Below are 15,214 nucleotides of genomic sequence, written 5' to 3'. Positions count from 1 at the left end.
GTGCCATGAGTATCAAGATCGATGAAGCCTATCTTATCGGCCAGTTAAAGGCACTTCTCTCCATCGACAGCCCCACCGGCTATACGGACGAGATCGTGCATTACTGCTCGCGGGAACTGGAGCGGCTTGGCCTCAAGCCGGAACTGACGCGGCGCGGTGCAATTCGTGCCGTTCGCCAGGGAAGCCGCCGTCAGGGTGCGCGCGCCATGGTGGCTCATCTGGATACGCTCGGAGCGCAGGTGAAGTTCGTCAAGGACAACGGACGGCTCGAGCTTGTACCCATCGGCAACTGGTCGGCTCGCTTCGCCGAGGGTGCCCGTGTCGTGATCTTCAGCAACGCCGGAAGTTTCCGGGGCACGATCCTGCCGCTCAAGGCATCGGGCCACACGTTCAACGAGGAAGTCGATACGCTTCCCGTCGGCTGGCGGTACGTGGAGTTGCGGATCGATGCCGTAACGCGCTCTCAGGAAGAAACGCTCGCGCTTGGCATCGACGTCGGCGACATCGTCGCAGTCGATCCCATGCCGGAGTTTTTGGACAATGGCTTCATCAACTCCCGCCATCTGGACGACAAGGCCGGCGTCGCCATCGCACTCGCTGCCATCGAGGCTCTGGAACGCTCACAAGCCACGACACCGGTCGATACCCACTGGCTGTTTACAATCGCCGAGGAAGTCGGCGTCGGCGCGTCCTCCATCCTGACGGGAGAGGTCGCATCCATGCTGACCATCGACAACGGCACCAGCGCGCCGGGCCAGAATTCCTCCGAGTTCGGGGCAACGATCGCGATGGCGGACCAGTCAGGGCCCTTCGACTACCATCTTACAAAAAAGCTTGTCGAACTGTGCGGGGCGGAAACGATCCCTTACCAGAAGGACGTGTTCCGCTACTACCGGTCGGACTCCGCCTCGGCCATCGAGGCCGGCCATGACGTGCGCACGGCGCTGGTGACCTTCGGTGTCGATGCCTCGCATGGCTACGAGCGTATTCACACCGACGCGCTCGTCTCCGTGGCGCGGCTCGTAGCTGCGTTTGCGGTCAGCCGGGTTGATATCAAGCGTGACGCCAAGGAGATCTCCGGTGTCGAGGGTTTCACCCATCAACCGACCGAAGAGGCGGACAATCCCAAACCGGATCCATCCAGCTGAGATGCAGAGGCAAGCTTAGGCTGCCCACTGCCTGATGCGTTCGAGCCCGGCATGCAGAAGCGCTTCTGCCGCCTCATCCGTTTCTGCCTCGACATAGCACCGCATTTCCGGTGCATTGCCAGATGGGCGGAAATGGATGGTACGTCCGCCGACGAGAGCCACTCTCAGTCCGTCGATGTCGGTCTTGCCCGCAACCTCGCCGATCGGCGCCAGAAACACCGCCAGGTTCTGATCGTCCTCTCGCAGATGGGCCATCAGGCGAGCGCTGGTTTCCGTCGGAAAGTTCTCCAGGCGGTCGGCCGCGGCGACCGGAAGACGGAAGGCGGCGGCGAGGTGCGACAAGGGCTGCTTTTTCTCGGCGGCGAGCGACAGGACCGCCAGCATGGGCAGGAAGCAGTCCCGGGTCGGAAGGGCACGAACAGTTGCGCCGTTAATCGAAAAGTCGGTGGCTGTCAGCAATCCGCCATTGGCCTCGAAGCCCATGACCAGATCGTTGCCGTTGGCAACGGCTTCCTCCATGGCGGCAATAACGAAGGGAGAGCCGACACGGGTTCTGACGACGTCAAACGATCCCGCGCCTTCTATGCCGGAATTGGACGTGACCGGCGTGACGACCACCTTGGCGCCAAGAAAGCCGGCGGTGATCAACCCCAGCAGATCGCCGCGAAGGGGATTGCCCGTCTCGTCGGCCAACAGGGGACGATCACCGTCACCATCGGCAGAAACGATCGCATCCAGCCGGTGTTCGTGAGCCCACTGTTTCAGCAGGGCAACCGCCTCGGCGGAGACCGCCTCGGTATCCACCGGAATGAAGGTTTCGGAACGTCCCAGCGGCACGACATCCGCACCATAGTGGCCGAGGACCTCGACCAGCAGGTCGCGTGCAACGGTACTGTGCTGGTAGACGCCTATCCTCAGGCCCGCCAAGGCACCTTTGGGCAGGAGCGAGCAGTTGCGTTTCAGGAAAAGCGCGCGGCACTCCTCAGAACGATCCACGGTGTCGGGATTTTCCGAAGGAGCTTCAGGCGCGGCGGAGGGGGCTACCGCAAACGCGCTGATGCCGTTCTCGTCCTGCTTGTCGATCTCGCCGTCCGGCCGGTAGAACTTGATCCCGTTGCGGTCAGCCGGAATATGGGAGCCGGTCACCATCAGCGATGCCGAATTTGTTTCCAGGCCGAAGAGCGCCAAGGCCGGCGTCGGTACGGTTGCGCAGTCGACGACCTTGAACCCGAGAGCGGAGAGCGCCACGGCGCAATTTCGGGCGATCTGCGGGCTCGAATCCCGAAAATCCCTCCCGAGCAGGATGCTGTCACCCACCCGTGCCTTGCCGCCTTCCAGCAGGTAACGTCCGAACGCGGCGGCATATGTTCCGGACGCAGGCCCCTCAAGGTCCACCGACAAGCCGCGAAGGCCACTCGTTCCAAATTTCATGCCCGTCTCCTGCCAGCGCGTCAGCGTTTTCGCATCGTGATGTAGTCACCTTGTCAGGAGCAGGCAAGCGGATCGCCGAATGCTCCAATAATCCACAGGCCGCGGCAATTTTTCATTTGCGCCGCAGCTATGTCCTCGGCATGTTCGCTCGAACGAAATATGGAATGAAAGTGCAGACATGACAGCGGATGCGATCGTACTCGGTGCGGGCATTATTGGCGTTTCTACGGCGCTGCAACTGGCCCGCCGCGGCAAGTCGGTTGTACTCGTTGACCGCCGCGGCCCGGGCGAGGAGACCTCCTTCGGCAATGCGGGGCTGATCCAGCGGGAGGGTGTCGTTCCCTATGGCTTCCCGCAGCAGTTCGGGTTGATCATGCGCTACGCACTCAACAACCGTATCGATGCCCACTTTCACTGGCGCGCCATTCCATCGGTCAGCTCCTTCCTGGCAAAATACTGGTGGCACTCCAATCTCAGCCGTCACCAGCTGATCGCCAGAGCCTATGCGCCGCTGATCGAGCATTCGATCTCCACGCATAACGAACTCATCGAGGAGGCCGGTGCTGAGGATCTCATCGCGAAGGACGGCTGGACGGAAGTATTCCGCACATCGGCCAAGCGCGATGGGGAATTGAAGGAGGCTGCTCGTCTCCACAAGGAGTATGGCGTCGTCTTCAAGGAACTGACACCGGCCGAACTGTCAAAAGAGGAGCCGAGCCTCAGCAATGACTTCGTCGGCGCCTTGAAGTGGGAAGACCCCTGGTCGGTTCGGGACCCGTATGCGTTGACGATGGCCTATGTCCGCCTCTTTGAAAAACTCGGTGGTCGCGTCCTGAAGGGCGATGCCAAGAGCCTTTCGCAGACTTCCACGGGTTGGCGGGTCGTCGCGGGCGAAGGCACCGTCGAAGCCAAGGACGTCGTCGTGGCGCTCGGCCCATGGTCGGACACGGTAACGAAGCCGCTTGGCTACCGCTTCCTGGTCGGCGTCAAGCGCGGCTACCACATGCATTACGGTACGCAAGGCAATGCCAAGCTCAACGGCTGGACCATGGATGCGGAGCGGGGATATTTCCTGGCGCCCATGAACCAGGGCATTCGTCTCACCACCGGCGCGGAATTCGCGCTGCGTGACGCCCAGAAGACACCGGTGCAGCTGGACCGTGCCGAGACCGTGGCCCGTTCGATCTTCCCTCTCGCGGAGCGGCTGGATCCGGAACCGTGGATGGGCGCCCGCCCCTGCACGCCCGACATGATGCCGGTGATCGGCGAAGCGCCGCGTCACAAGGGACTGTGGTTTGCCTTCGGCCATGCCCATCACGGCCTGACCCTCGGACCGATCACGGGACAGGTCATCGCCGAGGCTATCGCGGGGGAAAAGACGCGCATCGACATTTCCGCCTACCGGCCGGATCGTTTCGCGGCCTAGCTGGTGTTCCGCCAATGACGGCGCTACACTTCGAGAAAAGGAAGACGCGGCCTGAGCGGGCCGCGACAGCAAGATGATCCGATATCTGATCTACAACGCCTGAACCGATCACCGTTAGCGGGCTTGCGGCCCGGAGCGCGGCAATGCCGCCGGTGAAAAGGTTATTTGGTGTTTCATGGATGATATAAGCTACGCGCAGATCTTCTTCGAAAACAATCCGGACATCGAGGTCCTCGAGGCATTCGTCATCGACGTGAACGGCGTGCCGCGGGGCAAGTGGATCCCGCGGGAAAGGGCCCTCGACGTTCTGTCCAATGGCATGGCAATGCCCCGCTCCGTCTATGCCCTCGACGTCTGGGGCCGCGACGTCACCGCGGCCGGACTTGCCGAGGGTACAGGCGATCCCGACGGGCTCTGCTTTCCCATTCCCGGCACCCTGTCGCGTGTCGCCTGGCTCAACCGTCCAACCGCCCAGGTGCTTCTGGGAATGCGCAATCCGGATGGTAGCGGTTTCTACGGCGATCCCCGCCAGGTGCTGGCCAACGTCCTCAAAGGTTTCGCCAAGCTTGGCCTGACGCCGGTCGTCGCCACGGAGCTGGAATTCTATCTCATCGATCTGGTCCGTTCGGCACTCGACCCGGTTCGTCCGCCGAACTCCCGCGATGGACGCTGGCATACCGGCCAGACACAGGTGCTGTCGATTTCGGAGCTGCAGGATTTCGAAAGCGTCTTCCACGGCATCTCGTCGGCCGCGCGCGCCCAAGGCATTCCGGCAGATACGACGTTGCGGGAAAACGGCCCGGGCCAGTACGAAATCAACCTGAACCATGTGCCCGATGCCCTGAAGGCCGCCGATTATGCTGTGCTACTCAAGCGTATCGTAAAGGGCGTCGCGAGGGCGACCGGCTTTGACGCGACCTTCATGGCCAAACCGTACGGCATGCAGGCAGGCAGCGGCATGCATGTGCACTTTTCGCTGGTCGATGAGAACGGCGTGAATGTCTATGTGGACGAGAAAGGCCCCTCCGAGATGCTCTTCCATTCCGTCGGCGGGCTGCTTGAGAACATGAACGAGAGCATGGCCATCTTTGCCCCACATGCGAACTCCTATCGACGCCTGAGGCCCAGCGAGCATGCCCCAACCTTCGCGTCCTGGGGCTTCGACAACCGCTCCGCGGCTGTGCGGGTGATCACGGCCAGCAAGCCGGCGACCCGCATCGAACACCGTGTTGCCGGCGCAGACACCAATCCGTACCTCGTCCTGGCCATGATCCTCAGCGCGGCTCTCACCGGCATGCGGGAGAAGCGTAATCCCGGCGGCGCCATCACAGGCGACGAGCACGCGGTGAGCCATGAACCGCTACCGACGAACTGGGACCACGCGCTGCAGCAGTTTGCCCGGTCCACTTTCGCCTACGCCACACTGGGACCGAAATACCGAGGGCTTTACACGGCCTGCAAGCAGCAGGAACTCTCGGAGTTTTCCCTGCGCGTTACCGATGTCGAGTATGACGCCTACATCCGGACGGTGTGACATGACCTACAAGACCAGTGGCAACCCGAGGCATGCAAATTCCTGGTACGCAGCATCCGCCAACGACAAGCGGGTGCGGCCGGTCCTCCAGGGTGACATGCGGGCTGACGTCTGCATTATCGGCGCAGGCTTCACCGGCGTTTCCGCCGCGCTGGAGCTTTGCGAGCGTGGCTATTCAGTGGTCGTTCTGGAGGCAGAGCGGATCGGCTTCGGCGCCTCCGGCCGCAATGGCGGACAAATCGTCAACGGCTACAGTCGCGACCTCCAGACGATCGCCGGACGATACGGTCACGACAGGGCCGTCAAACTGGGTGCCATGTCGCTTGAAGGCGGCGACATTATCCGCGACCGCATTGCCAGGTACAATATCGACTGCGCCCACGTGCCGGGCGGCTTCTTCGCAGCGTTCACCGACAAGCAGATAAGCGAGATGGAGTCCCACAGGACACATTGGGAGAAGCACGGACACACCGGCCTGGAAATGGTCTCGCGGCAGGACGTCGGGCACTACGTAAAAACCGACCGCTATGCCGGCGGCATGATCGACCGGCTCGGCGGCCACATCCACCCTCTCAATCTGGTGCTTGGCGAGGCGGCGGCGGCGGAAACGCTCGGAGCACGGATATTCGAAGGCGCTCGGGTTATCGGCATCGACGACGGCGAAACGCCGACGGTGCGAACCGCCGAGGGCTCGGTGACAGCGGATTACGTTCTCGTTTGCGGCAATGCCTATCTCTCGCCTCTCCTGCCGGAGATCCACGGCCGGATGATGCCGGTCTCGAGCCAGGTGATGGCGACGGAGCCGCTGGACGCCGGCCTGATCGAGTCCCTGCTGCCGGCCAACTATTGCGTCGAGGATGCCAACTACATCCTCGACTACTACCGGCGCACTGCCGACAACCGGCTGCTTTATGGTGGCGGTATCGGTTACGGCGGACAAGACCCGAAAGACCTGACGAGCGTGATCCGCCCGAACATGCTGAAGACATTCCCGCAGTTGAAGGATATCCGGATAGACTATGCGTGGAGCGGAAATTTCGCCCTGACGCTCACCCGCATACCGCACATGGGACGACTGTCGGACAAGGTCTACTTCTCACATGGCGACAGTGGTCACGGAGTGACGACCACGCACCTGCTCGGCAAGATTCTGGGCGAAGCCGTCGCTGGACATGCGGAACGGTTCGATGTCTGGGCATCGCTTCCCAACCTGCCCTTCCCCGGCGGAAGGACGTTCCGGGTACCCCTGACCATGCTGGGAGCATGGTGGTACGGACTGCGCGACCGTCTGGGACTGTAAGCCCCGACCACCTTTCGTTTCAGGCGTTCACATTCTCTGAAGAATCGATGAAGTACCGCATCTGGGTCATGGAAGCGGAGGTGAAATCCGCCATGATATCCTCCGCCTCATCGTCGTCGACGAGAAGCGACAGGCGAACCGCTGCCGCGGCGAGATGGAACATCAGGAAGACCTTGCGCCTGAAAGCCTCCGCCTGGTCGCTCGCGACGAAACGGATTGTCGCGTCGGCAAAGATCTTGCTGTGGACACGTGACGCGCCGAGATCGAGAAGGGCCAGAGACTTATCCGCCAGTGTCGCATTCAAGAGGTCCAGTATCGCAGGCCTCTCCTTGACATTCTGATAGTAGATGCCGATCAGCCGGTTGACTGCGGCGAAGGCATCGTCCGCTGTTTCTATCCCGGAGGAGCACATCTCCACAAATACCTTCACCTCCTCCGAGTAGCGCTCGTATAGCGTCGCAACGATCGCCGACTTGTTGGGGAAATACTGATAGACCGAGGCAATGGGGCCGCCAGAAAGTGCCGCGATCTCCTTCATCGTTACTGCGTCGATGCCCTTGCTGCCGATCAGCTCCATGGAGACCTTCAGGATCTCGTCTATCCGCTCGCGGCTACGCTCTTGCTTCGGTATGCGCCTAAGCAAACCTGGACTCACACCCCGACTGGTATTCGGCATTCGCAGTATTTGCTCCGTCATATGTACGTCGATGCGCCGTCGCATCATCGTCAACCGATTTGAACATGGCCACAGGTAAGGGCACGTCCAAATCACATGATCTACATCATGTGCGGAACAGTTGTATCATCACATTCGTATGTACTAAGTTATTTTTACGGCCTTATGCTCAAAGTTGGCCGTCCAACTTCTGCAAACCGGAATAAGCTGCGTCAACGATCTCTTCCAGGGTTGCATCGATGTTCACTGTCACGACCCCATGCTCGCCCTCCGGTGTCTCCAGGGTGGCGAGCTGACTGTGCAAAAGAGACAGCGGCATAAAGTGTCCGGTTCGCTCGCCCATGCGGACCTCCAGCAATTCGGGACTGCCTTTCAGGAATACGAACCGCAGATTGCCGCCCGCAGCCTCTCTCAGCCGCTCGCGATAGATCTGCTTCAGCGCCGAGCAGGAGAGTACGAGGCTTTTTCCGTTCGCTACAGAATTGGCCAACTCCTGTCCAACGAGATCCAGCCAGGGCCAGCGATCCTCGTCGGTCAACGGCGTGCCCTTGGCCATCTTCTCCACGTTGGCTGCAGGATGCAGCCGATCACCCTCTGCGAAGCCGCAACCCAATCTTTCCGCCAGCCGCTCACTGACCGAGGACTTTCCCGCGCCGCTGACACCCATGACGATGATGGCCGAAGGAGCTTGTGAGGTCATAGCTGAGACTTTCGTGTACCGGTGACAATATGGCTGCAGCTAGCGACGTCCGGCACGGATAACAAGTGACGAGGCCTGCTTTTCACAGATGAAAGCTACTTTGCGCCGAGATCCTTGCGCAAGGCGAAGGGCATCAGGCCCGACAGGATCAAGAGGCGCAAAACATGATGTGCGCCCACATAGGTTGGCTGGGCATTCAGCATCACCGCCATGGCTGCCATGGTCTCCAATCCACCCGGCGCAAACGCGATCAGCGCCGCATCGACCGGCACCGCGGTCAACCGGGAGACAATGGCCGCGATCACTGCCGCCAGCGCTACCACGACCACCGTCACCACGGCACCTGCGAAAAACGCCGTCCGCATGGCGCGCAACGAGGCTCCGGAGAACCGAGAGCCGATCATTCCACCCAGCAGGACGTAAGTCGGCGTCATGATCCAGGCGGGAATACTACCCTCGACAAGACCTGTAAGATGGGTGCTGCCGGCCGCGATCATGCCGCCGATCAGCAGGGCGGCCGGGACGCGCCAGCGCAACAGGAAATAACCGATAAGCAGAGCGGCGGCGAATGAGGCTACCAGAGGAAGGGTCTTCATCGTCGTTACCGCCGGCAGCGAAACAGGCACCAGCCCCATCCCGTCCACGATCAGCGGAACCGTCAGCGTCAGGGCAAGTACTCTGACGCTTTGTATGACACCGATTGCCATCAGGTCGCTCTTGGTATCGGCAGCCAGGCTGAGGACGAAGCTTAGATGTCCGGGCGACGCGGCCAGCAATGCCGTCGTGCGATCGTAGCCGAAGAAACGCTGGAGAACCCAGGTGGCTGAATACAGCAGGATGAGAACCGCCGCCGGAACCATCAGGAAGCTCAATGGCCATGTGCGCGCTGCCACGAACACCTCCGGCGTCAATCCCGTTCCCATCGAAAGTCCAACGACGACGAAGCAGGCATTGCGCACCAGACGCGGCACGTCGAGCGACAGGCCAGCCAAGCCTCCAATTGTGACGGCGAGAGCCGGACCAACCAGAAAAGGTGCCGGGAACGAAAGGAGGTATGCCGCAATGGCGCCAGCTGACGCGACCAGCGCGGTGAATGCAAATATTCGGATTTCCGGGAAGGACATGCAGCGGCCTTTGACGGCTTGAAAGGAGCTTCTCCCTAGGAAGAAGATGTCCTTCTATTGCATGTCAGGTGGAGGTCAACCTCGGTGCCGTCCGATCGGGCGGCACCGAAAAAGGTCGATCAGGCCGCAGGCGCGGTCACGGCAGCAACTTTCGGAAGACCTATGCGGTCGATTCCAAGCAGGAAATTGATCTGCGGACGTGCCTTCACGAGGTCATCAATGGTGTAGTCGGCCAGGACGTCAAAAAACGCGTTGAGAGCCTTGCGCAAGGCCGAGTTCAGGCCACAGCTGTCGACGAGTGGGCACTCGGCAACGCCGTCCTCGAAACATTCCGCCATTGCGAAACTGTCTTCCGTGACCCTGACGACGTCAAAGAGCGTGATCCGGTCGGCTGCGCGTCCAAGACGAACACCGCCGTTGCGACCACGCACGGTCTCGACCAAGCCCGCCTTGTTAAGGGGCTGAAGGATTTTGAACAGGAAGAGTTCCGACACGCCGTATGCCCTGGCAATCTCCGGAATCCGGCTGAGACGCCCTTCATTCGCAGCGCAGTACATCAACATCCGTACCGCATAGTTCGTCTGTTTTGTGAGCCGCATACTTAACTCCCCGAGTCTTCTAAGCGCCACATATAGTGGCTCCGCTAGTTTTGAACAATTCAAAAATACGAAAATCGCGATCAAGTTATGGGGGCCACAGACTTGCGGGTTTCGACCCACCACCAATGGTGAGCTTTCTGGTCGAGAAATCAAGCAAATAGAGGAGATCCACAAACTCCAGCTCACTCAATTCCAGCTTGGCCGACCAGGCTTAAAAACCACCAAGGTCCAGCGCGGCTGCCAGAAATGCCGATGCTCCCAGTGCTGCCGAGGCAGCCAACCCAATGACACCGACCCTGATCCAGTAAGCGCGCCGGGCGCGCTTTTCGTCCCACTCGTAGAACATGATGCCCACTCCTACAGTGACCGTAAATTAGAGTAGGAGCAAATAAGGTCAACGAAATTCTAATATGCAAGAAGGCCGCCCTTAGGCGGCCTTCGATAACCGGGCTACTTCATTGTCGGTATGGAGAACTCCGCACCGTCCTTGATGCCGGAAGGCCAGCGGCTCGTGACCGTCTTGACACGGGTCCAGAACCGGATCGAGTCCGTGCCGTGCTGATTGAGGTCGCCGAAGGACGATGCTTTCCAGCCGCCGAACGAATGATAGGCAAGCGGAACGGGAATAGGCACGTTGATGCCTACCATGCCGATATTGATGCGGCTCGTGAAGTCACGGGCGGCATCGCCGTCGCGGGTATAGATCGAAACGCCGTTGCCGTATTCGTGCTTCATCGGAAGCGACAGGGCTTCCTCATAGTTCTTGGCACGAACAACGGAGAGAACCGGCCCGAAAATCTCGGTCTTATAGATATCCATGTCAGGCGTGACGTGGTCAAACAGGCAACCACCGACAAAGTAACCGTTCTCGTATCCCTGCAGCTTGAAATCCCGGCCATCGACGACGAGCTTGGCGCCCTCCTCGATCCCGCGATTGATCAGTCCCGTCACCCGAGCCTGCGCTTCCTTGGTCACCACAGGACCGAGATCTGCTTTTTCGTCCGTGTATGGGCCGATCCGAAGGCTCTCGACCATCGGCACCAGCTTGTCGATCAGGCGGTTCGCAGTGTCCTCACCTACCGGAACAGCAACCGAAATCGCCATGCAGCGCTCACCGGCAGAACCATAGCCCGCGCCGATCAGCGCGTTCGCAGCCTGATCAAGGTCGGCATCCGGCATGATGATCATGTGGTTCTTGGCGCCGCCGAAGCACTGCGCGCGTTTGCCGTTTGCCGTCGCGGTGGCGTAGACATAACGGGCAATCGGCGTCGATCCGACGAAAGAGACAGCGCCGATATCCTCATGGTTCAGGATCGCATCGACGGCACCCTTGTCGCCGTTGACGACATTGAGGATGCCGGCCGGCAAGCCTGCTTCCATCATCAGTTCCGCAAGGCGCATCGGCACCGAAGGATCACGCTCGGACGGCTTCAGGATGAACGCATTGCCGCAAGCGATGGCAGGCGCAAACATCCACATCGGAATCATGCCTGGAAAGTTGAACGGCGTGATGCCCGCGCCGATGCCGACAGGCTGGCGGATCGAGTACATGTCGATACCGGGGCCGGCGCCTTCGGTAAACTCGCTCTTGGAGAGGTGCGGGATGCCGATGACGAACTCGCAGACTTCGAGACCGCGCACGATATCGCCCTTCGAGTCTTCAACCGTTTTCCCGTGTTCGCGGGAGAGCAACTCGGCGAGTTCATTCATGTTGTCGTTCAGGAGCTGTACGAACTTCATGAAAACCCGGGCACGGCGCTGCGGGTTCGTCGCCGCCCAGGCCGGCTGAGCAGCCTTGGCCGCCTCGACCGCAGCGTTCAGATCCGCATCGCCGGCAAGCGCTACGGTTGCTTGAACCTCGCCTGTCGCAGGATTGAAGATATTCGACGTGCAGCCACTCGTGCCGGCAACGCGCTTTCCACCAATGAAATGGCCGATTTCATACATGCTTGTTCCTCCGGGATTCCGTATGACCCAACACTGACATTCAAATTTGCACAGAGCAACGCCGTAGTTTACGCATCCGTTGTGCAATTATCGACATAGGTGCCAAGTGGATTGGGATGATGTTCGCATGTTTCTGGCTGTCGCGCGAAGCGGGCAGCTGCTTGCTGCCTCAAGGCGCCTTGGGATAAACCACGCCACGCTGGGCCGAAGGATGACGGCCCTGGAGGACACGCTGCGAACGCGCTTGCTCGTCAGACGAACAAACGGCTGCGAGCTTACCACCGAAGGAGAGATCTACTTTCGGGCTGCCGAGCGCATGGAAGCCGAAATGTTGAGCGCTCAGGCTGCGACCGGCCACATCGGCACAACCATTGCCGGGACTGTCAGGCTTGGCGCTCCAGACGGTTTCGGGGTGTCGTTTCTTGCGTCTCGCCTGGGCAAGCTCATGCAGCAGCATCCGCAGTTGAAGGTGCAACTGGTGCCGGTCCCTCGGTCCTTTTCGCTTTCGCAGCGCGAGGCGGATGTCGCGATCACGATCGAGCGTCCCGAGCAGGGTCGCCTCATCTCGTCCAAGCTGACGGACTACACACTCGGCCTCTACGCCTCGCGTGGTCACATAGAAACCCATGGAATGCCAAAGTCGGTGGACGACCTGAAGCGCCACCCGCGCATCGGTTACGTGGAAGACCTGATCTTCTCGCCGTCCCTCAACTTTACCGGGGAAATCATGCGCGACTGGGATCCGGGATTTGAGATATCCAGCGCCACCGGGCAGACGGAAGCCGTTCGCTCAGGCGCTGGTATCGGCATCCTGCACGATTACATTGCCCGCCAGTATCTTGAACTTGTGCGAATTCTACCCGAAGTCGCCATTCGACGCTCCTACTGGACTACCTATCACGAGAGCAGTCGCGATCTGATACGGATCAGAACCCTCGTCGATTTCCTGAATGCGATCGTGCACCAGGAGCGGCATATCTTCGTATGACGCCGCGGTCGTCGTCCGGTTACTCGAGAAGGAAAAGGCGGCGGACAAAGCCGCCACCACTATCAAAGACTGGGATCAGGCGACCAGGAATGCGGTCGCGGGTAGGCCAAATGCAGCAGCGATGCGTTGCAGTTGAGCGGGATCACCATCATCGCCGCTCTCGATCGCCACCAGTTCATCGACGGTGAGCCCGGTGGTTACGGCGACCTGCTCCAGCGTATAGCCGATAGCCTGACGGGCCTCGATAACTGCGCTTGCAACGTGCCCCGCAGAAACCTCGTTCTTTGCAGTCGGCTCGAAATTGCTCATGGAAATAGACATAGGAAAAGCTCCTTCTACGAGTGTTTGCCGCAGCAGAATGTAACGAAATACAACAGGGCGACATGCGCCGTTACTCTGGCGCAACGTAGGCTCTTAGGCTTCATTAGGCAAGACTGATACGAAGCGAGCTCGGTTCAGACATTGCCGGCGACGGCTCTCAAGGCCGTGGATCGCGGGTCGCAGATGCAAACCCGAGGATGGTTCACGCTGTTTCTGGCCAGAAGGACCTTCGGAACAGCGAGCTGTTTGTACTATGACAAAGAAGAAATGGTACGGTTGGGGGGAATTGAACCTCCGACCTCAGGTGCCACAAACCTGCGCTCTAACCAACTGAGCTACAACCGCACAAACAAGCCGCGACAGGCGCCGCTTTCGGCTCAAATACGAGCATCGAATTCTTTTTGCAAGCCCTTAAGCGCAAATGAGGGCCAGTGTTTTTATCACCGGCCCTATCGGGATGCCATAACGGCTTTAAGCGGCCTTGAAGGTGGCCATCACCTTTTCCGCAGCTTCCTTGCCCGGCTGGCCGACAGTCTCGGCAAGCTTGCGGGACGCATCCTGGATGCCCTTCGCCTGTTCGACGCTCAGCTCGGCCTGTTTGCGGATGAAGCTGGTCTGCAGCTCCACGAATTCCGCGACGGACTTGACGCCGAGAAGCGATTCCATGTGCGAAAGGGACAGGTCGGCATTGTTGCGAAGCGCGTCGATCGCCTTCAAGCCGATCTCGACCGAGCCAGCCTGGGCGGACTGCATCGTAGTCTCGACCGTCTTGGTCGCTTCTTCGGTCGCAGCCTTTACCTTCGCGTATGCCTCACGCGACTGGGCAGCTCCCTTTTCGGCGAAATCCCGGAAGCTCTCGGTGAACTTGGCCGGATCGAATGCGCTGAAGGAAAAGATATCATCGGGACGGTATGCCATGCTCATATTCCTTTTTGAGGAGTGCCCCGGCAGGTGGCCGAAGTTTCATGAGCAGAATATAATCCATTCCATTGTGCGTTGCAACATTATTGTGCAGCGCACAATGTGGCACGTTAACCTTTTCAGCGGTTAAAGTGCGGGCTTGGTGGACCAAAAACCGCCCTGAGGTTATTAACGCTGTGTTAAGAACTACCGTCGCGCCAAGCCAGTTTCGGGTTTCGTCATGCCAGTCATCCACTACCCGTTTATCGACATAGCCGTGCACGAACATGTGCGCGACCGGTTTGCGGCGGGCGAAGCCGTCGTCATCTTCTCGCCCGATGTCAAAACGGTGCTCTGGTCGAATGGCCGCGGTGCGCGCCTCTTCGGTCATGACTCCGTTTATGACTTTCTGGATCAGGGACCGCGACCACAGGATCTCGTTTTCCGCCAGATAGAGACCGCCGGCCGCCGGCTGGCGACAATCGGCGACGCTTCGACCCTGACCATTCGGGTATCGGCCGGTTTCCAGTCCATTCCGGTCAGCGCCCGTTGCGAACTCGCGGAAATCGCCGGAGACACCGTCGTCCTCTTTACAGCTCCCATCGAGCGTGCCGCCGTTTCCCAGCGCCGGTCTGCGGCCGGGATGCTGGAGGGCCTGAACGACCCCGATACCCATATCGCGGTTCTCGATTCCGATGGCGGCGTGATCGCTGCCTCGCAGGATTTTGACAGTCTGGGGCTGACCCTACAGACAGCTCGCATGCTGGTGACACTGGCCGGGAACGACCCTACACGCCTCGTGAAGCGTCCGGTCTCAACCGCCAAGGGCTATCTTCCGACGGCTCTCGGCAAGCTGTCCGATGCCCCGGCCCTGCATCTTCTCCTCATCGTGGAGGCAAGTCCCGCCATGGTGGATCCGGCACCGGAGCCCGACCATTCGGCACCATCGCCGCCGGAAATCCTCCACGCGGCGACAGCTGCCGAAGGCAGCTTCGCGGACGTCATCGACGCGGTCGCGAGCATCGAGGAAACGGGCGAACCTCAGGAGGCCATTGTCCTCGATCTCGATATTCCCGACCGGGAGCCGACACCGGTCCCAGCACCGGCACCGGCACCGGCA

Annotated in this window: 14 protein-coding genes, 1 tRNA gene and 1 pseudogene; 6 read left to right on the top strand and 10 right to left on the bottom strand. The window is 60.2% G+C overall.

What is annotated here, in order from left to right:
* Positions 1-5: 5 nt before the first annotated feature.
* Positions 6-1,148, top strand: coding sequence for an osmoprotectant NAGGN system M42 family peptidase (locus LH464_RS20360; RefSeq protein WP_226788245.1), 1,143 nt, complete (start codon positions 6-8; stop codon positions 1,146-1,148).
* 15 nt (positions 1,149-1,163) lie between these two features.
* Here LH464_RS20360 and LH464_RS20355 read toward each other — a convergent pair whose 3' ends face one another.
* On the bottom strand, positions 1,164-2,579 hold the full coding sequence (locus tag LH464_RS20355; RefSeq protein ID WP_226788244.1) for a phosphomannomutase: 1,416 nt from the start codon (positions 2,577-2,579) through the stop codon (positions 1,164-1,166).
* 178 nt (positions 2,580-2,757) lie between these two features.
* On the opposite strand from LH464_RS20355, the gene LH464_RS20350 reads away from it, so the two are divergent.
* The 3 genes from LH464_RS20350 to LH464_RS20340 all read left to right on the top strand — a co-directional run bounded on the left by LH464_RS20350 (position 2,758) and on the right by LH464_RS20340 (position 6,839).
* The gene (locus LH464_RS20350) at positions 2,758-4,005 is read left to right on the top strand and encodes an NAD(P)/FAD-dependent oxidoreductase (protein WP_226788243.1); all 1,248 of its coding nucleotides are present in this window, start codon (positions 2,758-2,760) and stop codon (positions 4,003-4,005) included.
* Between the two features lie 175 nt (positions 4,006-4,180).
* Positions 4,181-5,539: a glutamine synthetase family protein gene (locus tag LH464_RS20345; protein WP_226788242.1), complete on the top strand. Its 1,359-nt coding sequence runs from the start codon at positions 4,181-4,183 to the stop codon at positions 5,537-5,539.
* A 1-nt stretch (position 5,540) separates the two neighbouring features.
* The gene (locus LH464_RS20340; RefSeq protein WP_226788241.1) at positions 5,541-6,839 is read left to right on the top strand and encodes an NAD(P)/FAD-dependent oxidoreductase; all 1,299 of its coding nucleotides are present in this window, start codon (positions 5,541-5,543) and stop codon (positions 6,837-6,839) included.
* A 19-nt stretch (positions 6,840-6,858) separates the two neighbouring features.
* On the opposite strand, the gene LH464_RS20335 is transcribed toward LH464_RS20340, so the two are convergent.
* The 6 genes from LH464_RS20335 to LH464_RS20315 all read right to left on the bottom strand — a co-directional run bounded on the left by LH464_RS20335 (position 6,859) and on the right by LH464_RS20315 (position 11,885).
* On the bottom strand, positions 6,859-7,482 hold the full coding sequence (locus tag LH464_RS20335; RefSeq protein ID WP_226788240.1) for a TetR/AcrR family transcriptional regulator: 624 nt from the start codon (positions 7,480-7,482) through the stop codon (positions 6,859-6,861).
* Positions 7,483-7,684: 202 nt separating this feature from the next.
* Complete coding sequence (locus tag LH464_RS20330; RefSeq protein ID WP_226788239.1) at positions 7,685-8,215, bottom strand: gluconokinase; 531 nt, start codon at positions 8,213-8,215, stop codon at positions 7,685-7,687.
* Between the two features lie 95 nt (positions 8,216-8,310).
* Entirely contained in the window at positions 8,311-9,339 is a 1,029-nt protein-coding gene (locus LH464_RS20325) for an AbrB family transcriptional regulator (RefSeq protein ID WP_226788238.1), read from the bottom strand.
* 119 nt (positions 9,340-9,458) lie between these two features.
* Positions 9,459-9,938: an iron-responsive transcriptional regulator RirA gene (gene rirA, locus LH464_RS20320; RefSeq protein ID WP_226788237.1), complete on the bottom strand. Its 480-nt coding sequence runs from the start codon at positions 9,936-9,938 to the stop codon at positions 9,459-9,461.
* Positions 9,939-10,149: 211 nt separating this feature from the next.
* A complete protein-coding gene (locus LH464_RS24650; RefSeq protein WP_255648533.1) occupies positions 10,150-10,284 on the bottom strand; it encodes a hypothetical protein in 135 nt (44 codons plus the stop codon).
* Between the two features lie 104 nt (positions 10,285-10,388).
* On the bottom strand, positions 10,389-11,885 hold the full coding sequence (locus tag LH464_RS20315) for a CoA-acylating methylmalonate-semialdehyde dehydrogenase (protein WP_226788236.1): 1,497 nt from the start codon (positions 11,883-11,885) through the stop codon (positions 10,389-10,391).
* Between the two features lie 106 nt (positions 11,886-11,991).
* Here LH464_RS20315 and LH464_RS20310 point away from each other — a divergent pair, with 106 nt between their 5' ends.
* The gene (locus tag LH464_RS20310) at positions 11,992-12,873 is read left to right on the top strand and encodes a LysR family transcriptional regulator (protein ID WP_226788235.1); all 882 of its coding nucleotides are present in this window, start codon (positions 11,992-11,994) and stop codon (positions 12,871-12,873) included.
* A gap of 75 nt (positions 12,874-12,948) precedes the next feature.
* Here the strand turns inward: LH464_RS20310 and LH464_RS20305 are convergent, their stop codons facing one another.
* From LH464_RS20305 to LH464_RS20295, 3 genes are all read right to left on the bottom strand, one after another.
* On the bottom strand, positions 12,949-13,194 hold the full coding sequence (locus LH464_RS20305) for a helix-turn-helix domain-containing protein (RefSeq protein ID WP_226788234.1): 246 nt from the start codon (positions 13,192-13,194) through the stop codon (positions 12,949-12,951).
* Between the two features lie 268 nt (positions 13,195-13,462).
* Positions 13,463-13,539, bottom strand: a tRNA-His gene (locus tag LH464_RS20300).
* 126 nt (positions 13,540-13,665) lie between these two features.
* Positions 13,666-14,112 carry a phasin family protein gene (locus LH464_RS20295; RefSeq protein WP_226788233.1) on the bottom strand — a complete coding sequence of 149 codons (447 nt, stop codon included), beginning with the start codon at positions 14,110-14,112 and terminating at the stop codon, positions 13,666-13,668.
* A 223-nt stretch (positions 14,113-14,335) separates the two neighbouring features.
* On the opposite strand from LH464_RS20295, the pseudogene LH464_RS20290 reads away from it, so the two are divergent.
* Positions 14,336-15,214, top strand: a pseudogene (locus LH464_RS20290) (PAS domain-containing sensor histidine kinase); the annotation flags it as partial.

The organism is Pseudorhizobium xiangyangii, assembly GCF_020531965.1.
Lineage (GTDB): Bacteria > Pseudomonadota > Alphaproteobacteria > Rhizobiales > Rhizobiaceae > Neorhizobium > Neorhizobium xiangyangii.
Note: the sequence above shows the minus strand (reverse complement) of the source record. Positions and strands in the feature narration are given on the sequence as shown.